A 24,038-nucleotide genomic window follows, 5' to 3' on the forward strand; every position below is an offset into this window, starting at 1 on the left:
GAGGAGAGGCGCGGTCTACACGCCATCGGCGGAGACCGTGGACAGCCACCCGAGAAGCTGTCCGCCGGTGATGGGGATGTGGACGTCGCCGCGGCGAAGGAACCACCCGTCGGCGTACCGCTGGGGCAGCCAGCCGGCGTCAGGGGCACCCAGACTGGGAGGCTTCTGCAGCGGGTCGTCGACGGGCCAGCAGTCCAGAAGCGCTCTCGTCACGCCTCGCTGAACCGGACGGAACCACTCCCACGTCTCTGCGCGAGCAGGGTCGATCGACGGGCGGGGCTGCGCGTCGGCGAGCAGCGGCAGCCACTTGTCGCCCAGGACCGGGTGGCCGGCCGCCGCGCAGCCGAGCGCGGTGAGGCAGGTCTCCAGCTTCCGGCACACGACGCCGGCCGATTCGGCCAGGCCGTCCTCGACGAGGCCGGTCAGGTCCTCCGCGAGACTCGCCGCGACCTCGGCCTGGTCGGCGACCGCCCAGCGTCGGTAGCCCTGGCGTTCCTCGGGAGCGAGTACCGGATCCCAGCGCCCGGAGCCGTATGAGAGGGCGGTACGCAGACACATGAGGTCGTGCATCGAGGCGCGTACCCGGCGGAACGATCCGAGGTCGTCGCGGCGCACGTCGAAGGAGCGGAGCAGGTGACGGAGTTCCTCGGCCCGCTGCGGCGCCGTCGCCTGGAGGTCGACACGGACGCCGTCCACGATGCGCGACTCCCACGCCGGAAGGTCGCCGTCCACGATGCCACGCAGGTCGATGTCGCTCGCTGCGTGGGCGAAGCCGCAGGCGAGGGCTCCCTCCAGCCAGACCTCGCGGGCCGCGCCGGACGCGACCAGCGCCTGGGCGATTCTGTCGGCGATCTTCCGGCGCAATCGTGCCGATGGGTTCACCGGTGGCCTCCTTCGATCAGGATCCTGCTGTCAGCGGTGATCTCCTTGAGGAGATCGACGGCCCATCGGTCGAGCGCGCCGCGCACGTCGGAGCGCTGGGCGCCGATGTGGGGCGAGGCCAGAAGGTTGAGCGGCGTCGTGGAGCCGGTGAGGAGCGGCAGGTGCTCTCGCTCGACCGGGTCGAGGGCGAGGCCGGAGAGCCTCCCGTCCGCCAGTGCCCGCAGGCAAGCGGCGACGTCGAGAGTCTCCAGCCGTCCTGCACAGATCAGCAGAGGTCGCTGCGGCGCGACGCAAGCGAGGAAGTCCTCGCCGATGAGCTGTTCGGTCGTGGGGCGCAGCGGCAGAGCGATCACGTGTACCTGCGACTGCTCCATGAGGGCTGTCGGCGACAGCTCCCGCAGACCGGGAGGGTTCGACGGCCACGCGGCGAAGGCCGTGCGGCCCACGTAGGGGGCGAGGGCCCAGTCGGCGGCCAGCCCCACCGGGCCCGCGCCCCAGATGCCTGCGGCCAGGGTGCCGAGTGACGCTCCCATACACGCCTGCTTCTCGTGCTGGCCGAGTAGCAGCGCGTGCTGTCCCAAAGGGATACGCCGGGCCAGAGCGAGGGCAGCGGCGAGGACCCACTCGCCCACGGCGCCCGCGCCGGCTTCGGCGTTGCGGTGCAGAGTGATGCCACGGTGCCGGAGGGCGCTCACGTCGATGTGGTCGATGCCGGAGCCGGTCCGTACGACGTGCCGCAGGTGAGGGAGCGCGTCGAGTTCCCTCTCGCCGAGACGGACGCCGGAACGCAGGACGAGCACAGCGGTGTCGGCGGGCAGAGGCGAGGCCAGGTCCGGCAACTCGTGTACGAGGACATCGGGCAGGGCGCGGCGGATCGCGCCCGCGTCCGCCCCACCGCGTAGCACCAGGACAGCGCTCATCCGAGGAACTCCGGCTTCTCGTACCGGCCGAAGGCCAAATCACCCTCGCCGACGACGACGGTCACGGGCGAAGGCGCGCCGAAGTACGCGTCGCAGGCGCGCTTCACCCCTGGGAGGCCGTCCCAGGCCCGCGGATTGACCGCCGTGTCCGCGTAGTCGTCGACGAGCAGCATGCCCGTCGGCACCAGACGGGTGACGCAGTGCGTGAGTCCTGCGAGGGTCGAGTCGTAGAAGTCGCCGTCCAGGTAGGCGAACGCGATCTCGTCGGGCAGCTCCTTGGGCAGGGTCTCGTCGAACCATCCCGGATGGATGACCGGCGCCGGCCTGCCCCAGGCCGCGTGCGTGGCTCGCACGTCGTCCGGGGATGAACGGAGCTCGCCCGCAGCCAGATGGTCCGAATCCTCGGCGCCGGGTGCGGGCATGCCCTGGAAGGAGTCGTAGACGTGGATCTCGCGGTCGTGGTCGCCCAACGAGTCGAGCACGCTACGGATCCAGAGGGCCATCGCGCCCCTGTAGCAACCGAGTTCGACCACAGCGCCTGGCAGACCGCGGGCGGTCAGGTCGGCGAGCTCGTCGGCGATCACGCGGAGCCGGTCGGCACAGACCGTCCCGGCGTGCTCCCGCAGCAGCCACTCCCGCAGATCCTTCAACGTCGGATCCATCAAGTCACCACCTGTCCACGAAGGGGTCGGCGAGTTCCTGCCTCAACGCCGCCGACAGCGGGCGGTTGATCCGGGGCAGCAGGTACACGTCGCCCAGGCGTTCCAGCGGAACCCACTCGAAGCCCACCTGGATGGGGTCCGGCGGTTCCGGCATTTGCGGCTCGGCGTCGTCCACCTGCTCCGCGAGGAAGTTGAACTGAACCTTCTGTACGTCTCCGAACTCGCCCTGCCACAAATCGGGGACGTACTCGACGACGCACAGCAGACGCCGGGCCACGACCTGCAGGCCGGTCTCCTGCGCGACCTTGCGGTTCACGGCCTGGCGCAGGTCCTCGCCGACCTGGGCCTTGCCGCCCGGGAGGTTGTAGTGGAACCCGGCCTCGTCGTCGTACGACAGCAGCAGGACGGCGCTGTCGCGCACGATCGCCGCCTTCACGGACACACTGATCCGAGGCAGTTCGGGCGTCAGAGGCACGACAGCGCCTCCGGTTCGCCGACGCGCATCAGGTCGCCGACCTCTGCGAGGGACCCTGCGACGGTGGAACGGAAACTCCCTCCGCGCCGGAACTGACGGGCGGCGGTGCGCATACCCGCGAGGGCGGCACGGCTGAGCTGGTTCGCGTAGATGCAGAGGCGGAAGCCGGCCTCGCCGAGCTCGGCGGCGCTCAGGTCGGGGAACGCCGTGGGCACGCTGACCAGCGGCACGCCGTGGCTCCACGCACGTCCGATGGCCCGCGCCTGATCACCGGTCGCGTCCTTGGAGTGGATGAGTACCGCATCCGCTCCGGCCTCGGCGTACGCCTCGGCGCGAGCCATCGCTGTGGCCATGTCCTCGCCGGCGATAAGGGCCTCGGTGCGGGCGACGACTACGAGGCCGTCACCGGCGACCTTCCGTATGCGCCCCACCTGCTCGCGCAGCAGGTCCAGGTCGGCGAGGCTCTGGGCCCGGTGGGCCGCGAAGCTGTTGCACTTCGGGTACGCGCTGTCCTCGACACACACTGCCGCGGCTCCGGCGCGCATAAGGTCGTACGCGAACCGCTCCGCCGTGCGCCCCGAACCGCCCGCGTTGTCGATGTCCACGACGACGGGCAGTTCGGTGACCCGGCCGAGCGAGGCGACCACGTCGGACAGGTCGCGGGGGCCCAGGACGTTGGCGTCCGGCAGTCCGGAGGCCGCGGACACCTCCAGACCGCTCACCCACAGGGCGTCGAAGCCCGCCTCCGCCGCGACGTGCGCGGCGAGCGCGTTCACCGCACCGATCGCCAGGAGCGGGTGCTTCCGCTCGCAGTCGTCGAGGGCCTCACGAAGATGCATCGCCTTCGTGCCGTCAGCCATGGGTCTCTCCTCCTTCCGTACGGGCGGCGAGCGACGGCACCAGCTGCCGTTCGCGCAGTACGTCCCAGGCTGCGAGCAGCACCTCGGACTGGGGCCGGCGGGCGTCCAGGCGGACCACGTCGCCGAGGAGCGGGAACTCGTCGGGCTTCGAGACCACGGCCTCGTAGGTCTCGCGAACCCGGCTCTGGACGTCGTGCACGTCCCAGTCGGCCCGGACGGCGTCACCCTGTCGGGCCTGCGCCCGGCTCATCGAGGTGTCGGTCTCCAGATCCAGGACGAACGTGAGATCCGGGGCCGCGGTGAGCTGCGCGGCCAGCGCCTCGTACGTCTCCGACACCCTCATGCCGTGCTTCACGGCGAAGAAGGCCAGCTCGCTGAGGAGCCAGCGATCCGCGATCACGGGCCGGGCCGGCCGCTGGGGGAGCACGAGGCGATCCAGCGTGGCCCGCTTGTCCGCCGCGATCGCGGACAGGTAGGCGTCACGGTTCCCGGCGTTCGGCTGGTACTTGCCGGTGACGATGGCGGCGGCCTGGTCGGCGGCGAGGAAGTTGGTGGTGAGCACGCACAGCGGGGTGACGCCGTAGAGCCCCTCCCAGAGCCGGAACAGGCCCTTGCGCAGCGTCGTCTTGCCGGTGCCGTCGAGTCCCTCGATGACGATGAACGGATAGCGGTGGTTCATTCGACCTGCCCCGCCCCCGTGCCGCCGGCGTACTTGGTGAAGCGGCCCCGCCAGCGGGCCGTGGTGGACACCAGGTCCACGAGCCGGAGCTCCGCCAACTCGTCGATGAGGCGGGGCAGCTCGGGTTCTACGCAGACGCCGACCTCGATGGCCCGGCAGTACGTGGCGCGGAGGGCCGGGTCGTTGTCGGAGTCGCGCAGCGCCGCCTCCAGCACCCGCGTGGCCATGCCGGTGGCCACGACGCTCACTGCGGTGCCCAGGGCCTGCTCATGGAGAGGGCCCGGGTGCGGCTCCAGCGTGATGTGGTGCACCCCGCGATGGCGGATGACCGCGAAGAAGCCCACCCACCAAGCGGCGGCGGCGCTGACGGCGGTCACGGCGTCGGCCCAGGCCGCCCCGGACTGCTCCGCAAGGTTCTGGGCAGCGGTGTCGGCGGCGCGGTGAAGTGCCCCGCGCTGGTTCTGTGACTCCGCTCCGTGTCGCTGGGGCAGCTCCCACCAGAAGCCGAGCCCGGCGTCCTTCAGCAGCGCCATCGAGGACTCGTCGCCTGCCGGCAGCGGAGACGGGCGCTGGGCCAGCACGGAGACATCGGCGCCGGGCACGTCCGGCAGTGCCTTCCCCTCGGCGACGGCAGCCCGCCATTCGTCGAGATGGAGATGGAGCCGCTGGGTCAGCAGCCCGTCCGCCAGCGTCTGCCAGGCATGGGCCAGCGGCGGCGAACCGGGGGGCCGGGGCGGCAGGGTCAAGGAGGTCACAGGTCGGATCCTCACGTCCGGGGAGTCGCGGCACGCGGCTCCGGTCGGTGGTGCTCCACCACGATGGCCGCCACGAAGGCCCACGCCTATGAGTGTTTATGAGCCCCACCAGCGGAACGTGTCCGGGTGGTCGCAGAGCGAGGGAGAATGCCGACCATGGTCGACAGCGGACAGCGGCGGTGTACGCGCTGCGGTGCCCTTCTCAGTCGCTTCAACGCCGGTACACGATGCGCCTCGTGCCAGGACGGGCCGGCCGCCCGACGGGCCGACCCGGCCTTCTGGCGTGATCCGACGGTCCGGCGAGCCGTGGCCGCATGGGAACTCGGAACCGTCGTCAAGCTGTTCAGGAAGCACACGGGCCTCTCCCAGGCCGGCGTGGCGCGGATGGTCAGCATCGACCAGGCCGAGGTCAGCAGACTGGAACGCGGGCTCAAACAGATCCGCGACCGACGGCAGTTCGTCCAGTGGACCGATGCGCTGGGAGTTCCGGAGGAGCTGCTCGGGCTCCTGCCCACGGCCGATCCGCACAACCCGGACTCCACGGGCCGGCCGGGAACGGCAGACACCAGGGCCCGTGGGTACGCGGCGCTGCCCGAAGGGCCGGGCCAGCTCCTGTTACCCGCCGGCCGGTCGGTCTCGACGACGGCGCTCCCCGTGCTGACCCTTCCCGCGGCCTCGTTCCTCGGGGACAACCTGAGACTCGACTCCCGCCCGGAGCTGGATGCCTGGCGCACCATGCCGATGCGCGCGCTCGTCGTCGCGAACCGCACGGTGGACGGGGCGGTCCGGCAGTTCGTCACCGACGCCCGACCGAGCGGCGTACGCGCCACCGCCACCGCCTCCGACCCGGTCGACATCCCCGCCGCGTACGAACTGGACGACCTGACATACGGCATCCTGTGGGCCATGTCGGGATTCGAGGCGGCACTGCTCGGCGACGATCAGTCCCTGCACACCTCGCTGGCGTCGCTCACCGCTTCCCCAGGCTTGCCGCTCGCCTCCGACCACGGCCTGACCGAAGTCTCCCGGATGCTGATCGGTTCGGAGACCGCAGCCCGGTACATCCTGGGCCACCGTGACCACCTGGGCGACGCACCCGTCTTCTGGACCAGGGAACAGCGCGGTGAGGAGGCCGCCACGTGGTTGTTCTTCCGGCACAAGTACCGCTATCTCGAACGAATGGCCCCGCGAGGTCCGGGCGGTACCAGCGGCCGGGGGTTCTGCATCCCCGAGACGGCGGTCGCTGCCTCGCTGGCGTACGAGCGCGTTCTGCTGTTCCTCGCCATTGCGCTCATGGAGTCCTTCGGCATTCGTAGTTGGGTGACCGACGACGGAGGCTTCGCACACACTGACGGTTTCGCCCTCTCTCCCGGGCGCCGGGCCGTCATCGCCTCTTGGGTACGGACCGAGGGGGCGTCCCACCTGGCGGTCACCGCGCGGCCGGGGGCCCTGCGGACGTTCGCCGATGTGACTGGCCACGTCAGCCACCACTCGGCCACGGCAGCCGAGCAGGCCGGAGAGCGCCTTGCGGCAACCGCGGAATACCTCGGCCTCGATGCCTCCTGGCTCGGTCGCAGGTGCGCACAGTTGTCGGCAGTCGGCACGGAGCGGCTCGCCCGGCCGCGCAGCCGGTTGCTCGGCCTCGAAGGGCTGGAGGCCGCCTGCCGGTTCGTGGCCGAGCAGCTGGTGATCATTCCGCGTATCCGGACGGCGCCGACCCGATAGCCTGCGTGAACCACTCGTGAGGCCGTGCTCGGCGGCGTCCGGACAGGGGAGCAGGGGATATGACGGAGTCGGTCAGGAACGTGGCGGTCTTCTCCCTCGGCGGCACGATCGCCATGACCACCGATCCCACCACCGGAGGCGTCGTACCCGCGCTCTCGGCCCACGAGCTCCTCGCCGCGGTACCCGCCCTGGCCACGAGCGGCATCGGCCTCAAGGTGCGGGACTTCCGACGTCTGCCCGGCGCCTCCCTGACCTTCGATGACCTCACCGCACTGTCCGCCGCGATCGCGGCGGAACTGGAGACCGGAGAAGTCGACGGCGTCGTCATCACCCAGGGCACCGACACCATTGAGGAGACCGCCTTCCTCCTCGACCTCTACCACGGCCACGAGCAGCCGGTCGTCGTCACCGGCGCGATGCGCAATCCCACCCTGCCCGGCGCCGACGGTCCGGCCAACATCCACGCCGCCGTCCTGGCCGCCGCCGACCCCGGACTCAGCGGCGCCGGTTGCCTCGTCGTACTCGGCGACGAGATCCACTCGGCTCGGACCGTCCGCAAGTCCCACACCACCAGCCCCGCCGCCTTCACCTCACCAGCGTGCGGCCCGATCGCGCGGATCGCGGAGAACCGGGTGCGGATGGTGGGCGGCCTGCCGTCCCGCGGACCGCTGGTCGGCGCCCCCACCCGTGAGGCGCGCGTCGGGCTCTACACCGTCACCCTCGGCGACGACGGTGCCCTGCTCGACCTGTGGGACGGCAACTGCGACGGACTCGTGGTCGCGGCCTTCGGTGTCGGCCACGTTCCGGAGCGTCTCGTCGAAGGGCTCACCAAGCTCGCCTCCCGCATTCCTGTGGTCCTCGCCTCCCGCATCGGCAACGGCCCGGTCCTGTCCGACACGTACGGCTTCCCCGGTTCCGAGAAGGACCTCCTCGGCCGAGGGCTTATCGGCGCCGGAGACCTCGGCCCGTACCAGGCGCGGCTCCTGCTGCAGGCCCTGCTCGCCCAGGGCGCCGACGGGGTGGCAGTCCGCGAGACCTTCACCACTGCCTCCGCCCGCTGATCCCACATCATCAGGAGACACCCGCACATGCGTGCTCACGAGCTGACCGTAGGCCGTACCTTCGGCGTCACCTTCGACCACGGGGAGGACTTCTTCGAGGCGCTGTCCACCTTCTGCCAGGACAACGGCGTACGCCAGGGCTACATCCCCTCGTTCATCGGAGCCTTCGCGGAGGCCGAGATCGTGGGTGCCTGCGAGAAACTCGCGGACCCGGACGCACCGGTCTGGGCGAAGACGTACGTCACCAACGTCGAGGCGTTCGGCGCCGGCACCCTCGCCCACGACCCCGCCACCGGCGAGATACTCCCGCACATCCACGTCTCCGCCGGCCTGAAAGCCCAGTCGGCCGACGGCAGGACGAGCCACCTCCTCAGCGCCAAGGTCCAGTTCCTCAGCGAGCTGCTGATCGTGGAGGTCACGTCGCCCACGATGACCCGGCCCCGGAACCCCGGCCTCTACGACGTTCCGCTGCTCACGTTCGGCTGACCGGAAGGAGCCGCCGGAGCCAGGGGTGGCCGGGCGCGATCACCTTGATCGCGTCCGCCAGCCAGGCGCGTGCCGGAGGGGCGAGCAGCTGCAGTACCGCATCGAAGTCGGTCTCGTCCTTGTCCCGGGTCGCCTTCGCCTTGTAGAAGAGCTGCACCTCGGGCGCGAGATACGGGATGCCTGTCTCGCTCGTTCGCCCGAGTCGGTCGATCGGGAGCCGGATCTCCGGGGTGCGCCGCGAGACCCACTGGGTGCCCTCGGCCTCGTCCAGCATGAGCTGCACGGACCAGGGCGCCTTCGGTGTGCGGCGGCACCAGATGTCGTGGAGCGGCGGCTGAAGGACCTCTCCAGGACGCCACGGTCGCAGCTTCCCCTGGCCGGGCGGGTCCGCCACGTACAGGTCCCAGTCGGCCAGCAGTTCACGTACGAGGGCCTGGTCTCGCCGGAGGACGAGGACGTCGAGATCGCCGTGTGCGCGCAGCTCGCGGCCGACCGCGAGTTCGATCGCGTAGCCACCGGCGATCCACCACGGGAATTCCGCCTCGGCGAAGACCGCGGCTACATCCTCGGGACGATCCGGCACCCAGCGTCCCAACACGTCAGCACTCACCCGCCCATACTCTCAGTGGCCGGACGGGCAGAGGTGAAGGCCGACGGCGGGTGTCGGCGGTCTCGCTGGAGCGCCTTGTCGATCGTTCGTCCCTGCGCTCATAAACGCCCATGAGTATCAGGGGCACCTGCGTCCATCGTTGAGTGCGTGACTCGCGACTGGCCTCGTGGCTGGTGCTTGAGCCACGATCCTCCCGGAGCCGCGCGCCCGAAGCCAGCGTGCTTCCTGCGGCCGTACGTCTCTCTGCGGCGTACCTGACGCACTTCCGCGACCACGTCGCAGCCTCGGGAGACGGCCATCGACGTCACCCACAAGGAGGTCCGCCGCCCGATGATCAGCGCGCCGTCCGCCGCTCTCGGCCTCGTGTACCGCTGGACCGACCACACTCTCAACCCGACCGGCGAAGCCCGCGCGGTTCTGCGACGTGTCCTCAAGGACCTGGGCCTGTCCGGAAACGTCATCAGTGACGGCGTCCTGGCAGTCTCGGAGCTCGTGGCGAACGCGCACGAGCACGCGTGCGGCCCGTACGAGGTGCACCTCCGCTCGGCCGCCGGGAGATACATCTGCGAGATCCATGATGGGGATCCTCTGCTCCCCACGGGCCTCTACCTCGGTGCCATGTCCTCGTCGGACGCCGAACCGGCTGAGGGGGCGGGCGGGTTGCTCGCTGAGCGGGGACGGGGCCTGCGCATCGTGAATGAGCTGGCCCAGGGGCAGTGGGGGTTCCACGTCACGGAATGCGGCGCCAAGGCCGCCTGGATCGTGCTGGCCACGGCTTCGGCGGAGCTGTCCGAGGGGAAGGATGCTGACGGCGTTCAGGCATCCTGTGCCGAGAGTGAACCGAGACCCCGAAGCGCCTGACAGGCATCAGATCCCGTCCGAAGAACGCTGCCAGGACGCGTCCGGCGAGGCAGCAGGGTAGCAGCAGGCCCCGAGAGGCGAGGGCGTCAAGCGACACTGGCTAACCGCTGTCTGATCCGGCGGGTCCCTCTCGGTCCGCTGACGCGGTGAACCTGCGCGGATGGGTCAGCGCAGTCCTGCGAACACCACAGCTGCCGCCGTGCCGCCCAGGATGGCGCCCACGATTACCTGCGCCGTCGTATGGTCGCGCAGCGAGACCCGGACCAGCGCAGCAATCGCGGAGGTCCTGTCGTCCGAGGCCAGCCAGTGGTCGTCGGCGATGATGCGACGTGCCAGGTAGCTCAGCCGCGCTGTGTCGTCCTTGAAGGCGTAGATGATCCCAGGTGAGGCGGAGACGGCACGGACCCCCGTGACTTCTTCTACGTACGTCCGTAGCTCGCGGGTACCGTACAGGTGTTGGAAGGTGTTGCGCCGGGTCAACAGGCCGTCACCAAACTCCTCGCCGCTGACCTTCGACCGCTCCCAAGTCAGGCGCGCGGAGACGATCAGGACTGTGCTTGCCAGTTCCCAGGCACGCTGAAGGGTGCGGCGCCGCTCAGAGGGGTCCTCGATCACGTTCAGGACATAGGTCAGCAGCACGACCGGGCACGGTTCCAAGCGCACATCCGGCTGGTAGAACGGATCCCAGCCGGCCGCTTCACACCCCATGTGCTCCAGCGCGCGCACATCCTCCCCACGCCCGCACCCATAGTCGAGCACCGCACTGCCCGGCAGGATCTGCCCGTCGACGACCGCCTGGCGAGCAGGAACCGAAAGCCCACCCCTGCTGATCGCGGTCAGCCGACGGTCGCTGCCCCAGCCTCTCTGGCCCACTGATCACGTCCTCACACACAATCAATCGACAGACCCGGCTGCATCCACGGACGGCCCTTGAACACCTTGAGCTCCAGCAGAGAGACTGCGCCGGGTACGTTTTAGCCCCGGCGGCGAGGCCAGCGGTCAACCGGGGCTTTCGCGCTCAGGATAGCGCTGGCTGACCGCCGAGGTGGCCCCTCTCGCGCTCGGAAGTTCCTCGCCCCCACGACTGCGGGGGCGAGGGCATCCAGCCTGCCGGCTGCGCCATTCGTATCAAGGACAGGAGATAGCCCCTTGAAGGGGAATTAGCTTGCCATCCTGGATCTCCCACACATTTTTAAACGCTGCACAACGAGCGAGGACGTCAGAGACATCGCGCTCCAACTGGTGAGAGCGAGTGGTGGCCAAGAACATGCGGCTGGGGCGCTCCGGCGTCCCCGGCACGGCAGGCTTTGAGTAACGGGCCGTGCCAGTTTTCAGCAAGAACGGGCAGCCAGCAGATCTGTCTGTTGCAGCGAAGATTGCACACTCAACGTGCATGGGAGGATCCAGCGTCAGGCGGAGCCGGATTACCGCCGGGCCGCCGATTACTGCACGCCAGTAGCGAAGAGGGTCACCGCACAAACCGCAAAGCCCGTCGCGGATGCACTCCAGGCGTCGAGCACCGTCCACTTCCGTGAAGTCGGGGAGGCCATCGGGGCGAATCGCTGTGACGTAGGTGATCGGGTAACCCCTGCGATCACGAGGGCGGTTAGTCAGCCACTGCGGCAACGGGGTGCGATGTCTTTTAGCGATCGGATTATTTGGAACCATGCGCGAAGCTCCCATGCGCTTTATTTCGATCAATCAATTTCCAGGTGCCTGTGTAGGCAGTCAGGTCCCTGGGTCTCGTGGGAGGTAATTCCCTTCATTGATGGGCCGTTTTTTCGAGTCCTCCTACGTTGACATGGGTTGGATCAAGGAATCCAGTCCTTCGTGTCTGCCGTGAGCGATAGAAGAGGTCCCGCGTTGTACACGATTAATTGGCGGTTCGTAGGAATGCGTGGGCAGGGAGCGTGTGTGTTGCTCGGCAGCGATCGTTAAAACTGATTCTGCGAGCGGAGGCCGTGCTTTTCTGGGAATTGTGGGCAAGATTCCGCCTGTCCCTCAGGGTGACGAACTGCCGTCGCGGGTGCTGATGGGATGGCGGTGCCCCGCCCTGTGGCGCCAGCCCCAAGGAGCCAGCTCAGCGCCGCGGTGCTGCCGGCGGATGGATAGCCGCGAATCGGTGGTCATCCTGGCGGAGGGGCGGAGGGGCGGAGGGGCGGAGGGGCGGACGGGCGGACGGGTGGTGAGGTGAGGGCGACCATTGCGGTCGTCGAGGACTGCGTCATGGAGAACTTGGACCCGAAGGGGGTCACGGACGTCGCGGCCAAGCTGCGGGGGCAGGCCGATCGCCTCAATCAGGTCGCCGCAGACCGGGCCGACGCTCGCGCCGACTGGGCCGAGAACGCCCAGGTAGGGCGGCGTGACCGAAGCAGCAGCCAACGGCCGGGTCCCAGCGCCCCGACCGTCGGGTCGGCGACCACATCCTGCCGGCGGGGCCAGCGACGGCTCCTAACCCCGTCTGGGGTGACGGCGTGACGACCATCACCCATGCCCACCTCAACGGCGTCACCGTCCGGATCCGCCGCGGCACCACCACGCGGGACAGTCCCATGATGCTCGCCTGCAAGGGCGACCTATCGACCGTCGCCTACGACCCCGACGTGGCGCCCCTCGACGCCACCTCCATGCTCATCCGCGTGCGCTTGCGTATGGAGGGCTACACCGTGACCGAGATCTTCCTCGAAGACCACGACCCGCACCTGACTGCCCTCTATCGGGTCTGCTCCAAGCTGCACTTGAACACCGAGCGCGCCAAGAGGCCGTTAACTTGTACGTCTCACCGGCCTGGCAGCACGAGCGGAGCGGCGGGGATGCTGGCGACCGTAGAGACAGTGAAGACGTGACAGGGTGTGGCTCATGGTGATGAACCCGCCTGAGGACGCTGTCGACTACCTCTTCGAAGTGTCGGATGCCGTGGACGTACCCGTTGTGGTGCGCAGTACCGGTAAGCTCCGGCGTCCTTTTGAAGCGCAGTGGAAGGGTGCCGTGGACCCGTGGCCCGCTGCGGGCCAGCTCCCCCGCGACGGCTTCTATCTGGCGACGACCGCGTGGCGGCAGATCCTGCAGGCGGCCACGGGCGTTGGGCGCGATCTGGCGCCGTGGCTTCGGAAGACGCCCTGGCTGGCGGTGAACGAATTCATCGCGCGGGTGGCACCGTTGCAGGCCTACCTGTACATGAAGGACGTGTCGGGGCCGGATCACGCGGCCGGGCGTCGGCTGTTCGTCAGCGCCGTCTATCAGCACGGGACCGAGCGCAGTGCTCACTCGGCGTTCGGCTACCACCTGGGGATGACCATGGCGCAGTGGGCGTGTGTCGGCATGTCTGGTCTGGGAAGTACGCGGCACATCGAGGCTGGCGGCCCCAACGGGAACCAGGGGTTCCTGGACGCGAGTCTCCGGCTGCCGGATCTATGGGGCACGCATCCGAGTCCGCGGCTTCCCTGGCTCGTCGAGGCCAAAGCCGGTCGCCACCTCGGCGAGGGGCGCCTGAAGGATGGCAAGGTGCAGCTGAACGGCGGCAGTGACCTGATGACCGTCCCCCACCGTCAGGTACTGTGCGGCACCTCCTTGCCGCACCGGAAGAGGTGGGAGGACGACTACCTGTTCATGACGATAGACACAACGTCGATCACACCTCCGCCTCCTGATGGCGGCAGCGCGATCCCGCCGCTCGGACCGCCGCCGGACGGGGCTGAGGACCACATTGCAGAAGATGTGGAGGCGCTGCTGGCAGTGGCTCGGTCGCAGTTGATGGCCTACCAGGCAATCGCCTTCGGAGCAGTGGAGGATCTCCGCCTCATCCCCGTCAGCAAGGCGCGCTCCGCGCGGTTGCGACATCGCACGGGTTCCCTCACTCCCGTTGAGCACGACGAGCCCACCCGGGAGATTCGTCGCCGACTGCGCTCCGACTCCGTGACCGGCGAGGCCGCGCTGCGGGCACACGGGGACGCCAGCGACTTTATCGCCGCCCGTCTTCCTGGGATTGGCCTCCACCTGGGCATGTCCCGACGACTCTTCGCCGCGTGCGCTGCCTTGCACCAGGCGCAGTCCGAAATGCCCGTGAATGAGTTGGTGTTGCTGCCTGACTTTGTCAGGCCGCATCACGGCGTCGACGACGAGGAGCGCGAGGAGTACAGCCGAGCCACTCGCCGTGCCTACTACGCGCAGGAAGAGGAGCGAGGCTTCCGCCTGCGCGCAGATGTCCGCCACGGATTCGCGCAGGCTGATGCACGGTCCTGGAGTGATCTTCTGTCGGGGCGCCAGGTTGAGGTGTCCCTTGAGGACTCGGAGGAGAGCGGGCTCCTTGAGGGAACGACTGCCGAAACATACCTCGCGATCGAACACAGCGAGCCGGTGCTGGCCAGCGCCCGCGAGCGTCGGTAGGCGCATGCACTTACTACGTGGCGGGCGCGCGATCGCGAAGAAAGCCCATTCCGACAGCTTCTCGCGCGGGCGGGCGGGGTCATGTCCCGTGGGGCTTCATGGGACGCGATCGGGATACCGCGGCCGTCGTCGGTCATCACCACACCCCGTGCCCCATACAGTTAATGCCTAGGTGCCCTGATTGGTTCTTGGCTGTTGGGTTCCTGCAAAAGCCTCCTTCCCGCTTCCCAGAGGACTGACTCGATGGGGAGCGGGCTGCGACGATCGCGCGGAACGAACTGAATGCCGAGCTTCGCGGTGGACAGCCGGTGGACAGACGCCTTTGGGCGGTGCAACACCGAGCAGCACAGCCCAACCCGGGACACCTGTTCTGATCAGCGGAAACGTCACGAGGCGGCACGACGTGGCACCAGGAAACATGATCGCTCGTGGTCTCATGATGCGCAGGTCTCGCGACCTGGCTGTGCCCACTGCACTCATACCCTCAGACGGCAAGAGCGCCGGCTCGGTCCTGAAGTCGGCCGTACCCAACCGCAAGCAGCGAAGTCCCCCGGGGACATCCCAGGGACTTTTCAGGGACTTTCACGTCTGTCGCAGGGAGATTCCAGGGACTTTTCGCTGCGTAAGCAGGGAAGGCCCTGACAGCGCTGAAAGATGCGAACGCGCTGTTCAGGGCCTATCTGCCTAGTACTCCAGCCGTAGTTCGTGATCTTGCTGGTTGGGGCCGCTCGGAGATGGCGGCGGCCAGCGCCCCGCAGGGGGTTTCTCGGGCTGGGGTGTCAACCCAGGTCAGGCCAGCTCAGAAGGTTTTCCAGGGAGGCGCGGTCGCCCTCGCTTCGCAGGCTGTCCAGGGGGAGGCGGCCGTGCAGGGTCAGCAGCAGATTGCTCGCCGATCCGTGCAGGCTGGCAGCTGTCTTGTGCTGGCCGTCGATGATGTGTGATCCCGATGCTGTCAGGTCGACCAGCCAGGACTCGCCCTCGGCTGCGTGCAGGCCGATCCGGACCGGCTCGTGCGGCCAGGGGCCGGCGGTGCCGTGGCTGACGCCGATGAACTCGACGATGCCGTCGAGTGCGACAACCGCCGGGACGGGCTGGGGAGTTCCGGTGGCCAGCTGGGCGTCGAAGGCGTGGACAGCGGCCTCCTGGACCTGATGACGAGCCACGGCACCGCTCGTCATCGGCACGTCGGAGTTGCCCCACCAGGTCCAGCAGCCCACCGCGGGACCGGCGGCTCGCAGGGCGGCGATCAGCCCCTCGGCGGCTGCGGCCGAGCGGGCCAGTAGGCCGGCTGGCAGTGTGTCATCGGCCGGCGCCACGGTCGGGGGCTTCTCACTGGGGCCGGCCGTGACCGCCGCCGCCCAGAACCGGTGGACCTCGGTAAGGTGCTCGACGAGGTCGTGGAGCGACCAGTCGGGGCAGCTGGGGACGCGAACATCCAGATCGGGGGAGCCCGCGACGCTGCTGCGCAGGGCTGCGGAGCGATCTTCGATCAGGGTCAGCAGGTCTTCGAAGGAAGGCGTCTGGGTCATCCCCGGTTCATATCACCCGGCACTGACAGCGGCGATCCGGTTTTCCACCGACCCGTTGGTACTCCAGCAGCGGTTCGTGGTCGTGTTGCTGGGGCCGGTGCGGGAACGCGTACGGCCACCGTTGATCATCGGCGTGTGAAGACTGAAGATCATGCGGTGGCCGCAGGTCACAGCGTAGACCCGGCCCGCTGGCAGGACGCATTCGAGGGCCTGATGAACCGGATCGCGGGCCGTTTCGTGCGGGTGGAGCCCCGTCGGCGAGTCGGGCGGTTGGTGCTCGGACTCCTGTCGGACCTTCCCCGCAAGAACTGCTGGACGATCGCCGAATGGGCCGGGGAGTCCACCCCGGATGGCATGCAGCACCTGCTCAGCCGGGCCAAGTGGGACGCCGACGCCGTCCGCGACGACATGCGCGGCTACGTGGTGGAGCACCTGCACGACGAGCGGGCGGTGTTGGTGGTCGACGAGACCGGCGACGTGAAGAAGGGCACGCACACGGTCGGCGTCCAGCGCCAGTACACCGGCACCGCGGGCAGGATCGAGAACGCCCAAGTTGCCGTTTACCTGGTCTACGCCGGTCAGCGCGGGCACGCCGCGGTGGACCGGGAACTGTACGTCCCACGTTCGTGGATCGCCGACCCCAACCGCTGCCGCGCCGCCGGGCTCGGCGATGAGACCGCCTTCGCCACCAAGCCGGAACTGGCCGCCCGTATGGTCACCCGGTTCCTGGACGCCGGTCACCGGACCCTCTGGGTCGCGGGGGACGAGGTCTACGGCGGCAACCCGAAACTTCGCACCGCGCTGGAGGAACGCGGCACTGGCTACGTTCTCGCGGTGGCCTGCTCGCACGAAGCGACCACCGGCGCCGGGAGGTTCCGCGCGGACGCCCTGGCCAAGAAGGTCCCCAAGCGGGCCTGGCAGAAGTTGTCAGCCGGGGCCGGGGCGAAGGGCCACCGCTTCTACGACTGGGCTGTCATCGACCTCGCCGACCCCCGGCCCGGGAGCCGCCAGCTGCTGATTCGCCGCAACCGTAGTAGCGGCGAACTCGCCTACTACCGCTGCTATTCGCCCGCCCCGGTGCCGTTGACCGAGCTGGTGCGAGTCGCTGGATCAAGATGGCGGGTGGAGGAGTTCTTCCAGTCCGGCAAAGGCCTGGCCGCCCTGGACGAGCACCAAGTTCGCCGATACGTGTCCTGGTCACGCTGGGTCACCCTCGCCATGCTTGCCCACGCCTTCCTCGCTGTCGTCCGAGCCGATGAGCACGCCCGCCACCTGGCACCGAACGGCCTCATATCGCTCACCTGCAACGAGATCCAGCGCCTGTTCATCACTCTCGTCATCCAACCCGTGCACGATGCCGCCCACCGGCTCGGCTGGTCCGACTGGCGACGCCGCCACCAGGCCCGATCCCGGGCCAGCCACTACAGGCGGCAAGTCGCTCAAGCATGAAGATCACGAACTACGGCTGGAGTACTAGCACTCGATGATGTTGACGGCGAGACCGCCGCGCGCCGTCTCCTTGTACTTCACGCTCATGTCGGCGCCCGTCTCCTTCATGGTCTTGATGACCTTGTCGACGGAGACCAGGTGGCTGCCGTCGCCGGGCATCGACATCTTCGCCGCCGTGACGGCCTTGACCGCCGCCATGCCGTTGCGCTCGATGCACGGGATCTGGACCAGGCCGCCGACCGGGTCGCAGGTCAGGCTCAGGTTGTGCTCCATGCCGATCTCGGCCGCGTTCTCCACCTGCTCCGGGGAGCCGCCGAGGACCTCGGCGAGCGCGCCGGCCGCCACCGAGCAGGCGAGCCGACCTCGCCCTGGCAGCCGACCGTGGCGCCCGAGATCGACGCGTTCTCCTTGAAGAACATGCCGGCGCGCCCGCCGCGAGGAGGAAGCGCACGATGCCGTCTTCGTCGGCGCCCGGGACGAAGTTCAGGTTGTAGTGGAGGACCGCAGGGATGATGTCGGCTGCGCTGCTGCAGCCCGCTCCAGAGAGAGCTTCTTCGGCCCCTGAGGGCCCGGACCTCGCTGTCCATAGGGCATGCGCTCACACCTGCCGTGACGTAGAGGTGCTGGCGGAGCTGGTCAGACCCTGCTTGGACCTGATGACGTGCGGGTTGGCGCCTCAATACAGGTGAATCCCGGTTAGGGCAAGCGGCGAGTACTGCGGATCCTCGGGGTCACTGAACATCTCGCTACCGGAGGTAGACCATGTCTCCCCGCTCATATCCCAGCTCCATTCGGGATCGGAACCTTGACGATGACGGGGTCGACCTGCCGCACCCGCCTGAGGGCCGTCCCGTGGGCCGCTTTCACGTGGCGCGCCAGCGGGGTGGAAGGCCCATTGCGGTGTCGGCGTGGCGCGTTACGACGGAGGACCATGCGGTCGCTGACGCTGTGGGTGGGCTCTATGGAGGTGTGCCGCAGTTGTTGGACACCGGCGACGAGCGTGTCGTCGAGGTCCTGACTTGCCGCGATCACATCCCTGTCTTGCTGGGTGGCCGCGGGGCCGTCTCGCTTCGCATGGTGATGTGCGGAGCTGGTGAGACTTTCCATGTCTGCGACGGAACTCGGTTCTTGGAGCCAGCGGGCGCACGTGGATCGCTGTGTGGTTGTCTGGCGAGCCTGGCTGATCGCAAGGCGGCAGCCCAGGCAGGTCGCGGGCCGACACCTGAGGTCCGAATCGGCTTCCGGCTGGCGGACCTTCCCGGGCTGGGGGCGTTCGACCTCGTATCGACTTCGTGGGAACTCGCTGCCGAGCTGCCCGCGTTGGCTGCCGCCTTGGACACGGCGGCTGTTCCGGTCGTGGGTGTACTCCGGTACGAACTGGTGGAGTTCACCACGCGCTCTGGGATCGCCGTGAGCTACAGGCGGCCGGTCGTTGAGATCGGCAGGACCCAGGTCCTCGCCCAGGATGCCGTACGACTTGCGGCGTGACGCTGGTCCGCTGCTTGTCGGCGTCGTACGGGGGGACCCCGAATTTAATCGGTGGTGCCGTGTCCTGGGGCGAGGCTATGGTTCTGCTCGTTCCAAGGCGCGGCTGTGTCGCTGCCCAGGGCACGGTGTTGGTTCGTTGAGTAAGAAGCAGGAGGTGAGGACATTGATGACTGTCACGGTGACGGGCTCTGCCCGCATTCAGGAGTTCATCGTTCCCACCCCTGTGGCCTCCGGCTGACACCCATTCGATCCGCGCGCTCGGAGCGCGCTGCCGGGGCCACCCCTCGAAGGGTTCCCCTTGTTTAACGCTTCGCTCAACACGTCTTCCACTTCTGATGCTCAGCACGTCCTCGCCGCCTACGGCTGGGACGAGGGCTGGGAGGCCGAGTTCGCCCCGTACGCCGCTCAGGGCCTGGTCCCGGGCCGGGTCGTCCGGGTCGATCGTGGTCAGTGCGATGTGACTACCCCTGACGGCGTCGTCCGTGCTGACACCGCGTTCGTCGTTCCCCATGACCCGATGAAGGTCGTGTGCACGGGGGACTGGGTCGCCGTAGATCCCGAGGGAGATGATCCCCGGTACGCGCGGACGATCCTGCCTCGGCGGACCGCGTTCGTGCGGTCTACGTCGTCCAAGCGGTCCGAGGGCCAGGTGCTGGCCACTAACATCGATCACATCGTCATCTGTGTGTCGCTCGCGGTCGAACTCGACCTCGGGCGGATCGAACGGTTCCTCGCGCTCGCGATGTCCAGTTCGAGTGGTGAGGCACTGCTGCGTACGTCGGCGGACTCCTGGGAGTCAGGCGCCCAGCCGCTCGTCGTACTCACCAAGGCCGACCTGGTGCCGGACGCCACCGGGCTGTCGTATCTCGTCCAGGACGTGGAGACCACCGCGCCCGGTGTACAGGTGCTGCCGGTGAGCGCCACGACCGGCGAGGGCATCGATGTGCTCGCCGCCATCGTCTCCGGCAGCACGAGCGTGCTGCTCGGCCAGTCGGGGGCCGGCAAGTCGACGCTCGCCAACACGCTGCTCGGCCAGGACGTCATGGATGTGCAGGCCGCCCGTGACGTGGACGGCAAGGGCCGGCACACCACGACCACCCGCAACCTGCTGGCCCTGCCCGGCGGGGGCGCGCTCATCGACACCCCGGGACTGCGCGGGGTGGGCCTGTGGGATGCCGCCGGCGGAGTCGAGCAGGTCTTCTCGGAGATCGACCAGCTCGCGGAGGGATGCCGGTTCCACGACTGCGCCCACGAGGCGGAGCCCGGCTGCGCCGTGCTCGCCGCGATCGAGGACGGCACACTGCCCGAGCGGCGACTGGACAGCTTCCGCAAGCTGATGCGCGAGAACCAGTACATCATCGCCAAGACCGACGCGAGGCTCCGGGCCGAGATGCGCCGCGAGTGGAAACTGCGCGGCGCCCAGGGCAAGGCCGCGATGGAGGCCAAGCGCGGCGGCCGGCAGAGCGGACGGTAGGGCCGACGGGCCTGGGGCCCGTTCCCGGGGGCTCCCCCCCCCCGAGGGTGTGCCACAGGCCGATGGCCGCGGCCTCCTCGAAATGGCGGCGCCACCGCCGGGCGGCGCTCTTGCCTGCGGCGAGCTGCCCGGCCCGACCGCTGCCGGACCCCGGCCCGATCGCCGTCCGGGCCGGTCGGGCCCCGGCCTTCGGGCGGCGGGGCCGCGGACCGTCACGCACCGGGCGGGTGGACTTCGGGCCCGGCACAGTCGGCCCACTCCACGGTGCGGTCGCACCAGCGTTCCAGCAGGACGCGGTCATGGCCGACGGCGAGCAGGCCGGCGCCGTGGGCGGTGCGGTACTCCTCGACGGCGGCGACCAGGGCGGCGGTGGTGGAGGCGTCGAGCATGGCGGTCATCTCGTCGCAGACCAGCCAGCGGGGCCGCAGCACCAGAGCGCGGGCCAGGCAGGCGCGTTGCAGCTGACCGTCGCTGACCTCGTGCGGGCGGCGGGTGAGCAGGTCGCCGGTGAGGCCCACGGCGGCGGCGAGTTCGGCGGTCCGGCCCTGGACCTCGGCGCGGCGGCCGGTGGCGCGCAACGGTTCGGCGATCAGGTCGCACAGGGTGAGCCGGGGGTCGGCGGAGAGCCGGGGCTGCTGGAAGACGACGCCGACGGCGGTGCGGAGCCGGCGCGGGGCGCGGTGGCGCCAGCCGCGTACCTCCTCGCCGTCCAGGGTGACCCGGCCGGAATCGGGACGATGCAGCAGGGCGGCGACCTTGGCGAGGGTGGACTTGCCGCAGCCGCTCGGGCCGAGCAGGCCGACCGACTCGCCGGGGGCGAGGGTGAGCGAGGCGGCCCGGAAGACGGGGGCGCGGCGGTCGTAGCCGGCGGTGACGGCGTCGAGTTCAAGCACGGGCCGGCTCCTCGGCGTGGTGGCAGGCGACGCCGCCGGTGAAGCGCGGCTCGGCGGCGCAGCGGTCGGTGGCGCGGAGGCAGCGCGGGGCGAAGGCGCAGCCGGCGGGGAGGTCGCCGAGCTCCGGGGGCAGTCCGGGGATGGGCCGGAAGTCCCGTTCGGGCAGGGCGGCGAGCAGTCCGCGGGCGTAGGGGTGGCGAGGGCCTGGTTCGCCGAAGAAGCGGGCCGCGTCGGTGAGTTCGACGATCCGGCCGGCGTACATCACGGCCACCCGGTCGGCGATCCGCTGGGCGGCGGCCAGGTCGTGGGTGATCATCAGCAGTGCGCGGCCGTCGTCGGCGTGCCGCCGCAGTTCGTCGGCGGTGCGGTCCACCAGGTCGCGGTCGAGTCCGGTGGTGGGTTCGTCGGCGAGCAGCAGCGGGGCGTCGCCGACCAGGGCGAGGGCGGTGGCGGCGCGCTGGGCGAGGCCGCCGGACAGTTCGTGCGGGTGGCGGTCGAGCAGTTCGGCGGGGAAGGCGGCCCGGTCGGCGGCGGCCCGTACGGCGGCGGGCAGCGCGCTCTTCGGGGTGCGGTTCAGCTCGCGCAGGGTCTCGGCGAGTTGGGCGCGGACGGTGCGCACCGGGGTGAGGTGGGCGGCCGGGGACTGCGGGATGAGGCCGATGCGCCGGCCACGGACGGTGCGGGCGAGGGTGCGTTCGGAGGCGGTGAGCAGGTCGATGCCGTCGCTTCCGTCGGCTGGCTGGAGCACGGCGCTGCCGGCGGTCTGGGCGTTGCCGGGGAGCAGTCCGAGCAGGGCGGAGGCGAGGACGGACTTGCCGCAGCCGCTCTCGCCGACCAGGGCCAGGCACTCCCCCGCGGCCAGGTCGAAGCCCGCGCCGGTGACGGCGGCGATGTGCCGGCCGCCGCGCATCCGGAAGCGTACGGACAGATGTCGGACCCGTAGGACGGGAGCCGGGGCGGGCATCACAGCATCAGCTCCGATCGGCGGCGCGGGTTGATCCGATCCCGCCAGGCGCCGGCCAGGCCCGCGATGGCGAGGGTGGGGACAATCAGGAAGAGGCCGGGGAAGAGGGTGGGCCACCAGTCTCCGGCGAGCAGCGAGCTGCGGGCGGTCTGCACCAGGTTGCCCAGGCTGGCCTGGTGGGTGGGCAGGCCGAGGCCGAGGAAGGAGAGGGCCGACTCGTGCCACATGGCGTGCGGCACCATCAGTACGGCGGCGAGGCCTGCCTGCGGCAGCACGGCGGGCAGCAGATGGCGGACGGTGACCCGCCACCGTGAGGCGCCGCCGGAGATCGCCGCGTCCACGAAGGGCCGGGAGCGCAGCGAGAGCACCTCGGAGCGGACGATCCGGGCGGTGGAGAGCCAGTGGGTGAGCGCCACGGAGACGATCACCGGCCAGACGCCGGGGCGGAACATGGCCACGATGAAGATGCCGAGCAGCAGGTGCGGCACCGAGGAGAAGGTGTCCACCAGGCGCATCACGAGCCGGTCGGTCCAGCCGCCGAAGGCCGCGGCGGCGGCGCCCACCGCGGTGCCGATGACGGTGGCGACCAGGGCGGCGACCAGCCCGACCAGCAGCGAGACGCGCAGCCCGTAGACGCAGCGCAGCAGCAGGTCCCGGCCGACGTCGTCGGTGCCGAAGGGGTGGGCGAGGGACGGCGGCTGGAGCTTCAGCGCGAGGTCGACGGCCTGCTCGTCGAGCTGGACGACGGGCGGGACGATCAGCACGGCGAGCACGGTGGCGGCCACGATCACGGCGGAGGCGGTGACCCGCACGGTGCGGGTGGAGCGGCGGGTTCGCCCGTGTGTACGCCATGCGCGCGGCGTCCCGGGAGGGGCGTCCTTGGTCAGGGTCAGGTCATCCATTGAAGCCCACCCTCGGGTCGGCGAGTCCGTACAGCAGGTCGGAGAGGAGGTTGCCGAGCAGCACCGCGGCGGTGGCGAGCACGGTGAGCGCGGCGAGCAGCGGGAAGTCGACGGAGACGGCGGCCTGCACGGTGGCGGCGGCGATGCCGGGCCAGCTGAAGACGGTCTCCACCAGCAGGGCGCCGGTGATCAGTTCGGGGACGCGGGAGCCGAGCAGGGTGAGCATCGGCAGCATGCCGGAGCGCAGCGCGTGGCCGAGCAGTACGGTGCGCTCGGCCAGGCCCCGCGCGCGGGCGCCGCGGACGGCGTCCTCCTCCAGCGCGTCGGCGACGCCCTGGCGTACGTACAGGTAGAACCAGGGCAGTTGGGAGACACCGAGGACCAGGGCGGGCAGCACGAGGTGGGTGGCGACTTGGCCGGGGGTGACGGTGTCGCTGGCGGTGTCGGTGAGGCCGCCGGCCGGCAGCACGCCGAGCTTGAGGGCGAAGAACCAGATGGCGAGCAGCCCGAGCCAGAAGACGGGGGCGGCTTCCAGGGTGTACGCGGCGGAGCCGACGATCCGGTCGAGCCAGCCGCCGGGGCGGCGGGCGGCGAGTATGCCGAGGCCGGTGCCGAGCAGCACGGCGACGGCGAAGGCGGTCGCGGCGAGCAGGGTGGACCAGCCGAGGCGTTCGGTGATGACGTCGGCGACCGGCTGGCGCATCACGCTGGAGTCGCCGAGGTCGCCGGTGAGGGCGGAGGTGAGCCAGTGCCACCAGCGGGAGACGAGCGGCTGGTCGACGCCGAGGTTGGCGTGCAACTGGTCCAGGTTCTCCTGGGTGGCGGTGAGTCCGGCGGTGCCGGCATAGGCCTTGACGGGGTCGAACGGGGAGGCGGTGGCGACGGCGAAGACGCCGAAGGTGACGAGCAGCAGGACGGGGACGGCGAACAGGGCCCGCCGTCCCGCCATCCTGGCCATCGCCCCGAGCGGGACGCGG

General features: G+C 69.8%; 23 protein-coding genes and 1 pseudogene. 9 read left to right on the plus strand and 15 right to left on the minus strand.

The window, feature by feature from the left end:
* Nucleotides 1-15: 15 nt before the first annotated feature.
* The 7 genes from ABD858_RS25860 to ABD858_RS25890 are packed head-to-tail and all read right to left on the minus strand — an operon-like array spanning nucleotide 16 to nucleotide 5,233.
* Nucleotides 16-882: a hypothetical protein gene (locus tag ABD858_RS25860; RefSeq protein WP_345041802.1), complete on the minus strand. Its 867-nt coding sequence runs from the start codon at nucleotides 880-882 to the stop codon at nucleotides 16-18.
* Entirely contained in the window at nucleotides 879-1,802 is a 924-nt protein-coding gene (locus ABD858_RS25865; protein WP_345041804.1) for an NAD(P)-dependent oxidoreductase, read from the minus strand. The genes ABD858_RS25860 and ABD858_RS25865 overlap by 4 nt, the downstream gene beginning before the upstream one ends.
* Nucleotides 1,799-2,464, minus strand: coding sequence for a TylF/MycF/NovP-related O-methyltransferase (locus ABD858_RS25870; protein WP_345041806.1), 666 nt, complete (start codon nucleotides 2,462-2,464; stop codon nucleotides 1,799-1,801). The genes ABD858_RS25865 and ABD858_RS25870 overlap by 4 nt, the downstream gene beginning before the upstream one ends.
* 4 nt (nucleotides 2,465-2,468) lie before the next feature.
* Entirely contained in the window at nucleotides 2,469-2,939 is a 471-nt protein-coding gene (locus tag ABD858_RS25875; protein WP_345041808.1) for an NUDIX domain-containing protein, read from the minus strand.
* Nucleotides 2,930-3,799 carry an isocitrate lyase/phosphoenolpyruvate mutase family protein gene (locus ABD858_RS25880; protein WP_345041810.1) on the minus strand — a complete coding sequence of 290 codons (870 nt, stop codon included), beginning with the start codon at nucleotides 3,797-3,799 and terminating at the stop codon, nucleotides 2,930-2,932. The genes ABD858_RS25875 and ABD858_RS25880 overlap by 10 nt, the downstream gene beginning before the upstream one ends.
* Nucleotides 3,792-4,478 (minus strand): dTMP kinase, encoded by a 687-nt coding sequence (locus ABD858_RS25885; RefSeq protein ID WP_345041813.1) that lies wholly within the window; start codon nucleotides 4,476-4,478, stop codon nucleotides 3,792-3,794. The genes ABD858_RS25880 and ABD858_RS25885 overlap by 8 nt, the downstream gene beginning before the upstream one ends.
* On the minus strand, nucleotides 4,475-5,233 hold the full coding sequence (locus tag ABD858_RS25890; protein WP_345041815.1) for a hypothetical protein: 759 nt from the start codon (nucleotides 5,231-5,233) through the stop codon (nucleotides 4,475-4,477). The genes ABD858_RS25885 and ABD858_RS25890 overlap by 4 nt, the downstream gene beginning before the upstream one ends.
* Before the next feature lie 306 nt (nucleotides 5,234-5,539).
* On the opposite strand from ABD858_RS25890, the gene ABD858_RS25895 reads away from it, so the two are divergent.
* From ABD858_RS25895 to ABD858_RS25905, 3 genes are read left to right on the plus strand one after another with little or no spacing between them, the layout of a single operon-like run.
* Nucleotides 5,540-6,958 carry a helix-turn-helix domain-containing protein gene (locus ABD858_RS25895; RefSeq protein WP_345041817.1) on the plus strand — a complete coding sequence of 473 codons (1,419 nt, stop codon included), beginning with the start codon at nucleotides 5,540-5,542 and terminating at the stop codon, nucleotides 6,956-6,958.
* Between the two features lie 59 nt (nucleotides 6,959-7,017).
* Nucleotides 7,018-8,019 (plus strand): asparaginase, encoded by a 1,002-nt coding sequence (locus ABD858_RS25900; protein ID WP_345041819.1) that lies wholly within the window; start codon nucleotides 7,018-7,020, stop codon nucleotides 8,017-8,019.
* Between the two features lie 27 nt (nucleotides 8,020-8,046).
* A complete protein-coding gene (locus ABD858_RS25905) occupies nucleotides 8,047-8,505 on the plus strand; it encodes a PPC domain-containing DNA-binding protein (protein WP_345041821.1) in 459 nt (152 codons plus the stop codon).
* On the opposite strand, the gene ABD858_RS25910 is transcribed toward ABD858_RS25905, so the two are convergent.
* Nucleotides 8,492-9,115, minus strand: coding sequence for a nucleotidyltransferase domain-containing protein (locus ABD858_RS25910; protein ID WP_345041823.1), 624 nt, complete (start codon nucleotides 9,113-9,115; stop codon nucleotides 8,492-8,494). The two genes, ABD858_RS25905 and ABD858_RS25910, sit on opposite strands and share 14 nt — an antisense overlap.
* 330 nt (nucleotides 9,116-9,445) lie before the next feature.
* Between ABD858_RS25910 and ABD858_RS25915 the strand changes: the two genes are divergently transcribed.
* Nucleotides 9,446-9,976 (plus strand): ATP-binding protein, encoded by a 531-nt coding sequence (locus tag ABD858_RS25915; protein ID WP_345041825.1) that lies wholly within the window; start codon nucleotides 9,446-9,448, stop codon nucleotides 9,974-9,976.
* A 165-nt stretch (nucleotides 9,977-10,141) separates the two neighbouring features.
* On the opposite strand, the gene ABD858_RS25920 is transcribed toward ABD858_RS25915, so the two are convergent.
* Nucleotides 10,142-10,849: a DNA phosphorothioation-associated putative methyltransferase gene (locus tag ABD858_RS25920; RefSeq protein WP_345041827.1), complete on the minus strand. Its 708-nt coding sequence runs from the start codon at nucleotides 10,847-10,849 to the stop codon at nucleotides 10,142-10,144.
* A gap of 1,601 nt (nucleotides 10,850-12,450) precedes the next feature.
* Between ABD858_RS25920 and ABD858_RS25925 the strand changes: the two genes are divergently transcribed.
* Both ABD858_RS25925 and ABD858_RS25930 read left to right on the plus strand, forming a co-directional pair.
* Nucleotides 12,451-12,822, plus strand: coding sequence for a hypothetical protein (locus ABD858_RS25925; protein WP_345041829.1), 372 nt, complete (start codon nucleotides 12,451-12,453; stop codon nucleotides 12,820-12,822).
* 13 nt (nucleotides 12,823-12,835) lie between these two features.
* On the plus strand, nucleotides 12,836-14,362 hold the full coding sequence (locus ABD858_RS25930; protein WP_345041831.1) for a gamma-glutamyltransferase: 1,527 nt from the start codon (nucleotides 12,836-12,838) through the stop codon (nucleotides 14,360-14,362).
* 779 nt (nucleotides 14,363-15,141) lie between these two features.
* Here ABD858_RS25930 and ABD858_RS25935 read toward each other — a convergent pair.
* On the minus strand, nucleotides 15,142-15,891 hold the full coding sequence (locus ABD858_RS25935; RefSeq protein ID WP_345041834.1) for a maleylpyruvate isomerase family mycothiol-dependent enzyme: 750 nt from the start codon (nucleotides 15,889-15,891) through the stop codon (nucleotides 15,142-15,144).
* Between the two features lie 213 nt (nucleotides 15,892-16,104).
* On the opposite strand from ABD858_RS25935, the gene ABD858_RS25940 reads away from it, so the two are divergent.
* Nucleotides 16,105-17,340: an IS701 family transposase gene (locus tag ABD858_RS25940; RefSeq protein ID WP_345044862.1), complete on the plus strand. Its 1,236-nt coding sequence runs from the start codon at nucleotides 16,105-16,107 to the stop codon at nucleotides 17,338-17,340.
* 24 nt (nucleotides 17,341-17,364) lie between these two features.
* Here ABD858_RS25940 and ABD858_RS25945 read toward each other — a convergent pair.
* Nucleotides 17,365-17,938 (minus strand): annotated as a pseudogene (locus ABD858_RS25945) (L-serine ammonia-lyase, iron-sulfur-dependent, subunit alpha); the annotation flags it as partial.
* 164 nt (nucleotides 17,939-18,102) lie between these two features.
* Here ABD858_RS25945 and ABD858_RS25950 point away from each other — a divergent pair.
* Both ABD858_RS25950 and rsgA read left to right on the plus strand, forming a co-directional pair.
* Nucleotides 18,103-18,828: a recombination directionality factor gene (locus ABD858_RS25950; protein ID WP_345041836.1), complete on the plus strand. Its 726-nt coding sequence runs from the start codon at nucleotides 18,103-18,105 to the stop codon at nucleotides 18,826-18,828.
* Nucleotides 18,829-19,126: 298 nt separating this feature from the next.
* The gene (gene rsgA, locus ABD858_RS25955; protein WP_345041838.1) at nucleotides 19,127-20,302 is read left to right on the plus strand and encodes a ribosome small subunit-dependent GTPase A; all 1,176 of its coding nucleotides are present in this window, start codon (nucleotides 19,127-19,129) and stop codon (nucleotides 20,300-20,302) included.
* A 212-nt stretch (nucleotides 20,303-20,514) separates the two neighbouring features.
* Here rsgA and ABD858_RS25960 read toward each other — a convergent pair whose 3' ends face one another.
* From ABD858_RS25960 to ABD858_RS25975, 4 genes are read right to left on the minus strand one after another with little or no spacing between them, the layout of a single operon-like run.
* Nucleotides 20,515-21,195: an ABC transporter ATP-binding protein gene (locus tag ABD858_RS25960; protein ID WP_345041841.1), complete on the minus strand. Its 681-nt coding sequence runs from the start codon at nucleotides 21,193-21,195 to the stop codon at nucleotides 20,515-20,517.
* Nucleotides 21,188-22,159, minus strand: coding sequence for an ABC transporter ATP-binding protein (locus ABD858_RS25965; protein ID WP_345041843.1), 972 nt, complete (start codon nucleotides 22,157-22,159; stop codon nucleotides 21,188-21,190). The genes ABD858_RS25960 and ABD858_RS25965 overlap by 8 nt, the downstream gene beginning before the upstream one ends.
* The gene (locus tag ABD858_RS25970) at nucleotides 22,159-23,061 is read right to left on the minus strand and encodes an ABC transporter permease (protein ID WP_345041845.1); all 903 of its coding nucleotides are present in this window, start codon (nucleotides 23,059-23,061) and stop codon (nucleotides 22,159-22,161) included. Before ABD858_RS25970 ends, ABD858_RS25965 begins: the two co-directional genes overlap by 1 nt.
* Nucleotides 23,054-24,019: an ABC transporter permease gene (locus tag ABD858_RS25975; RefSeq protein WP_345044864.1), complete on the minus strand. Its 966-nt coding sequence runs from the start codon at nucleotides 24,017-24,019 to the stop codon at nucleotides 23,054-23,056. Before ABD858_RS25975 ends, ABD858_RS25970 begins: the two co-directional genes overlap by 8 nt.
* Nucleotides 24,020-24,038 lie beyond the last annotated feature (19 nt).

This window comes from Streptomyces sannanensis (assembly GCF_039536205.1).
GTDB lineage: Bacteria > Actinomycetota > Actinomycetes > Streptomycetales > Streptomycetaceae > Streptomyces > Streptomyces sannanensis.

What these genes read in the sequence shown, in the direction of transcription:
- ABD858_RS25865 (WP_345041804.1), bottom strand. Translation starts at nt 1,802, where the DNA reads ATGAGCGCTGTCCTGGTGCTACGCGGTGGGGCGGACGCGGGCGCGATC.
- ABD858_RS25870 (WP_345041806.1), bottom strand. Translation starts at nt 2,464, where the DNA reads ATGGATCCGACGTTGAAGGATCTGCGGGAGTGGCTGCTGCGGGAGCAC.
- ABD858_RS25880 (WP_345041810.1), bottom strand. Translation starts at nt 3,799, where the DNA reads ATGGCTGACGGCACGAAGGCGATGCATCTTCGTGAGGCCCTCGACGAC.
- ABD858_RS25885 (WP_345041813.1), bottom strand. Translation starts at nt 4,478, where the DNA reads ATGAACCACCGCTATCCGTTCATCGTCATCGAGGGACTCGACGGCACC.
- ABD858_RS25900 (WP_345041819.1), top strand. Translation starts at nt 7,018, where the DNA reads ATGACGGAGTCGGTCAGGAACGTGGCGGTCTTCTCCCTCGGCGGCACG.
- ABD858_RS25905 (WP_345041821.1), top strand. Translation starts at nt 8,047, where the DNA reads ATGCGTGCTCACGAGCTGACCGTAGGCCGTACCTTCGGCGTCACCTTC.
- ABD858_RS25915 (WP_345041825.1), top strand. Translation starts at nt 9,446, where the DNA reads ATGATCAGCGCGCCGTCCGCCGCTCTCGGCCTCGTGTACCGCTGGACC.
- ABD858_RS25930 (WP_345041831.1), top strand. Translation starts at nt 12,836, where the DNA reads ATGGTGATGAACCCGCCTGAGGACGCTGTCGACTACCTCTTCGAAGTG.
- ABD858_RS25935 (WP_345041834.1), bottom strand. Translation starts at nt 15,891, where the DNA reads ATGACCCAGACGCCTTCCTTCGAAGACCTGCTGACCCTGATCGAAGAT.
- ABD858_RS25940 (WP_345044862.1), top strand. Translation starts at nt 16,105, where the DNA reads ATGAACCGGATCGCGGGCCGTTTCGTGCGGGTGGAGCCCCGTCGGCGA.
- ABD858_RS25950 (WP_345041836.1), top strand. Translation starts at nt 18,103, where the DNA reads ATGTCTCCCCGCTCATATCCCAGCTCCATTCGGGATCGGAACCTTGAC.
- ABD858_RS25965 (WP_345041843.1), bottom strand. Translation starts at nt 22,159, where the DNA reads ATGCCCGCCCCGGCTCCCGTCCTACGGGTCCGACATCTGTCCGTACGC.
- ABD858_RS25970 (WP_345041845.1), bottom strand. Translation starts at nt 23,061, where the DNA reads ATGGATGACCTGACCCTGACCAAGGACGCCCCTCCCGGGACGCCGCGC.
- ABD858_RS25975 (WP_345044864.1), bottom strand. Translation starts at nt 24,019, where the DNA reads ATGGCCAGGATGGCGGGACGGCGGGCCCTGTTCGCCGTCCCCGTCCTG.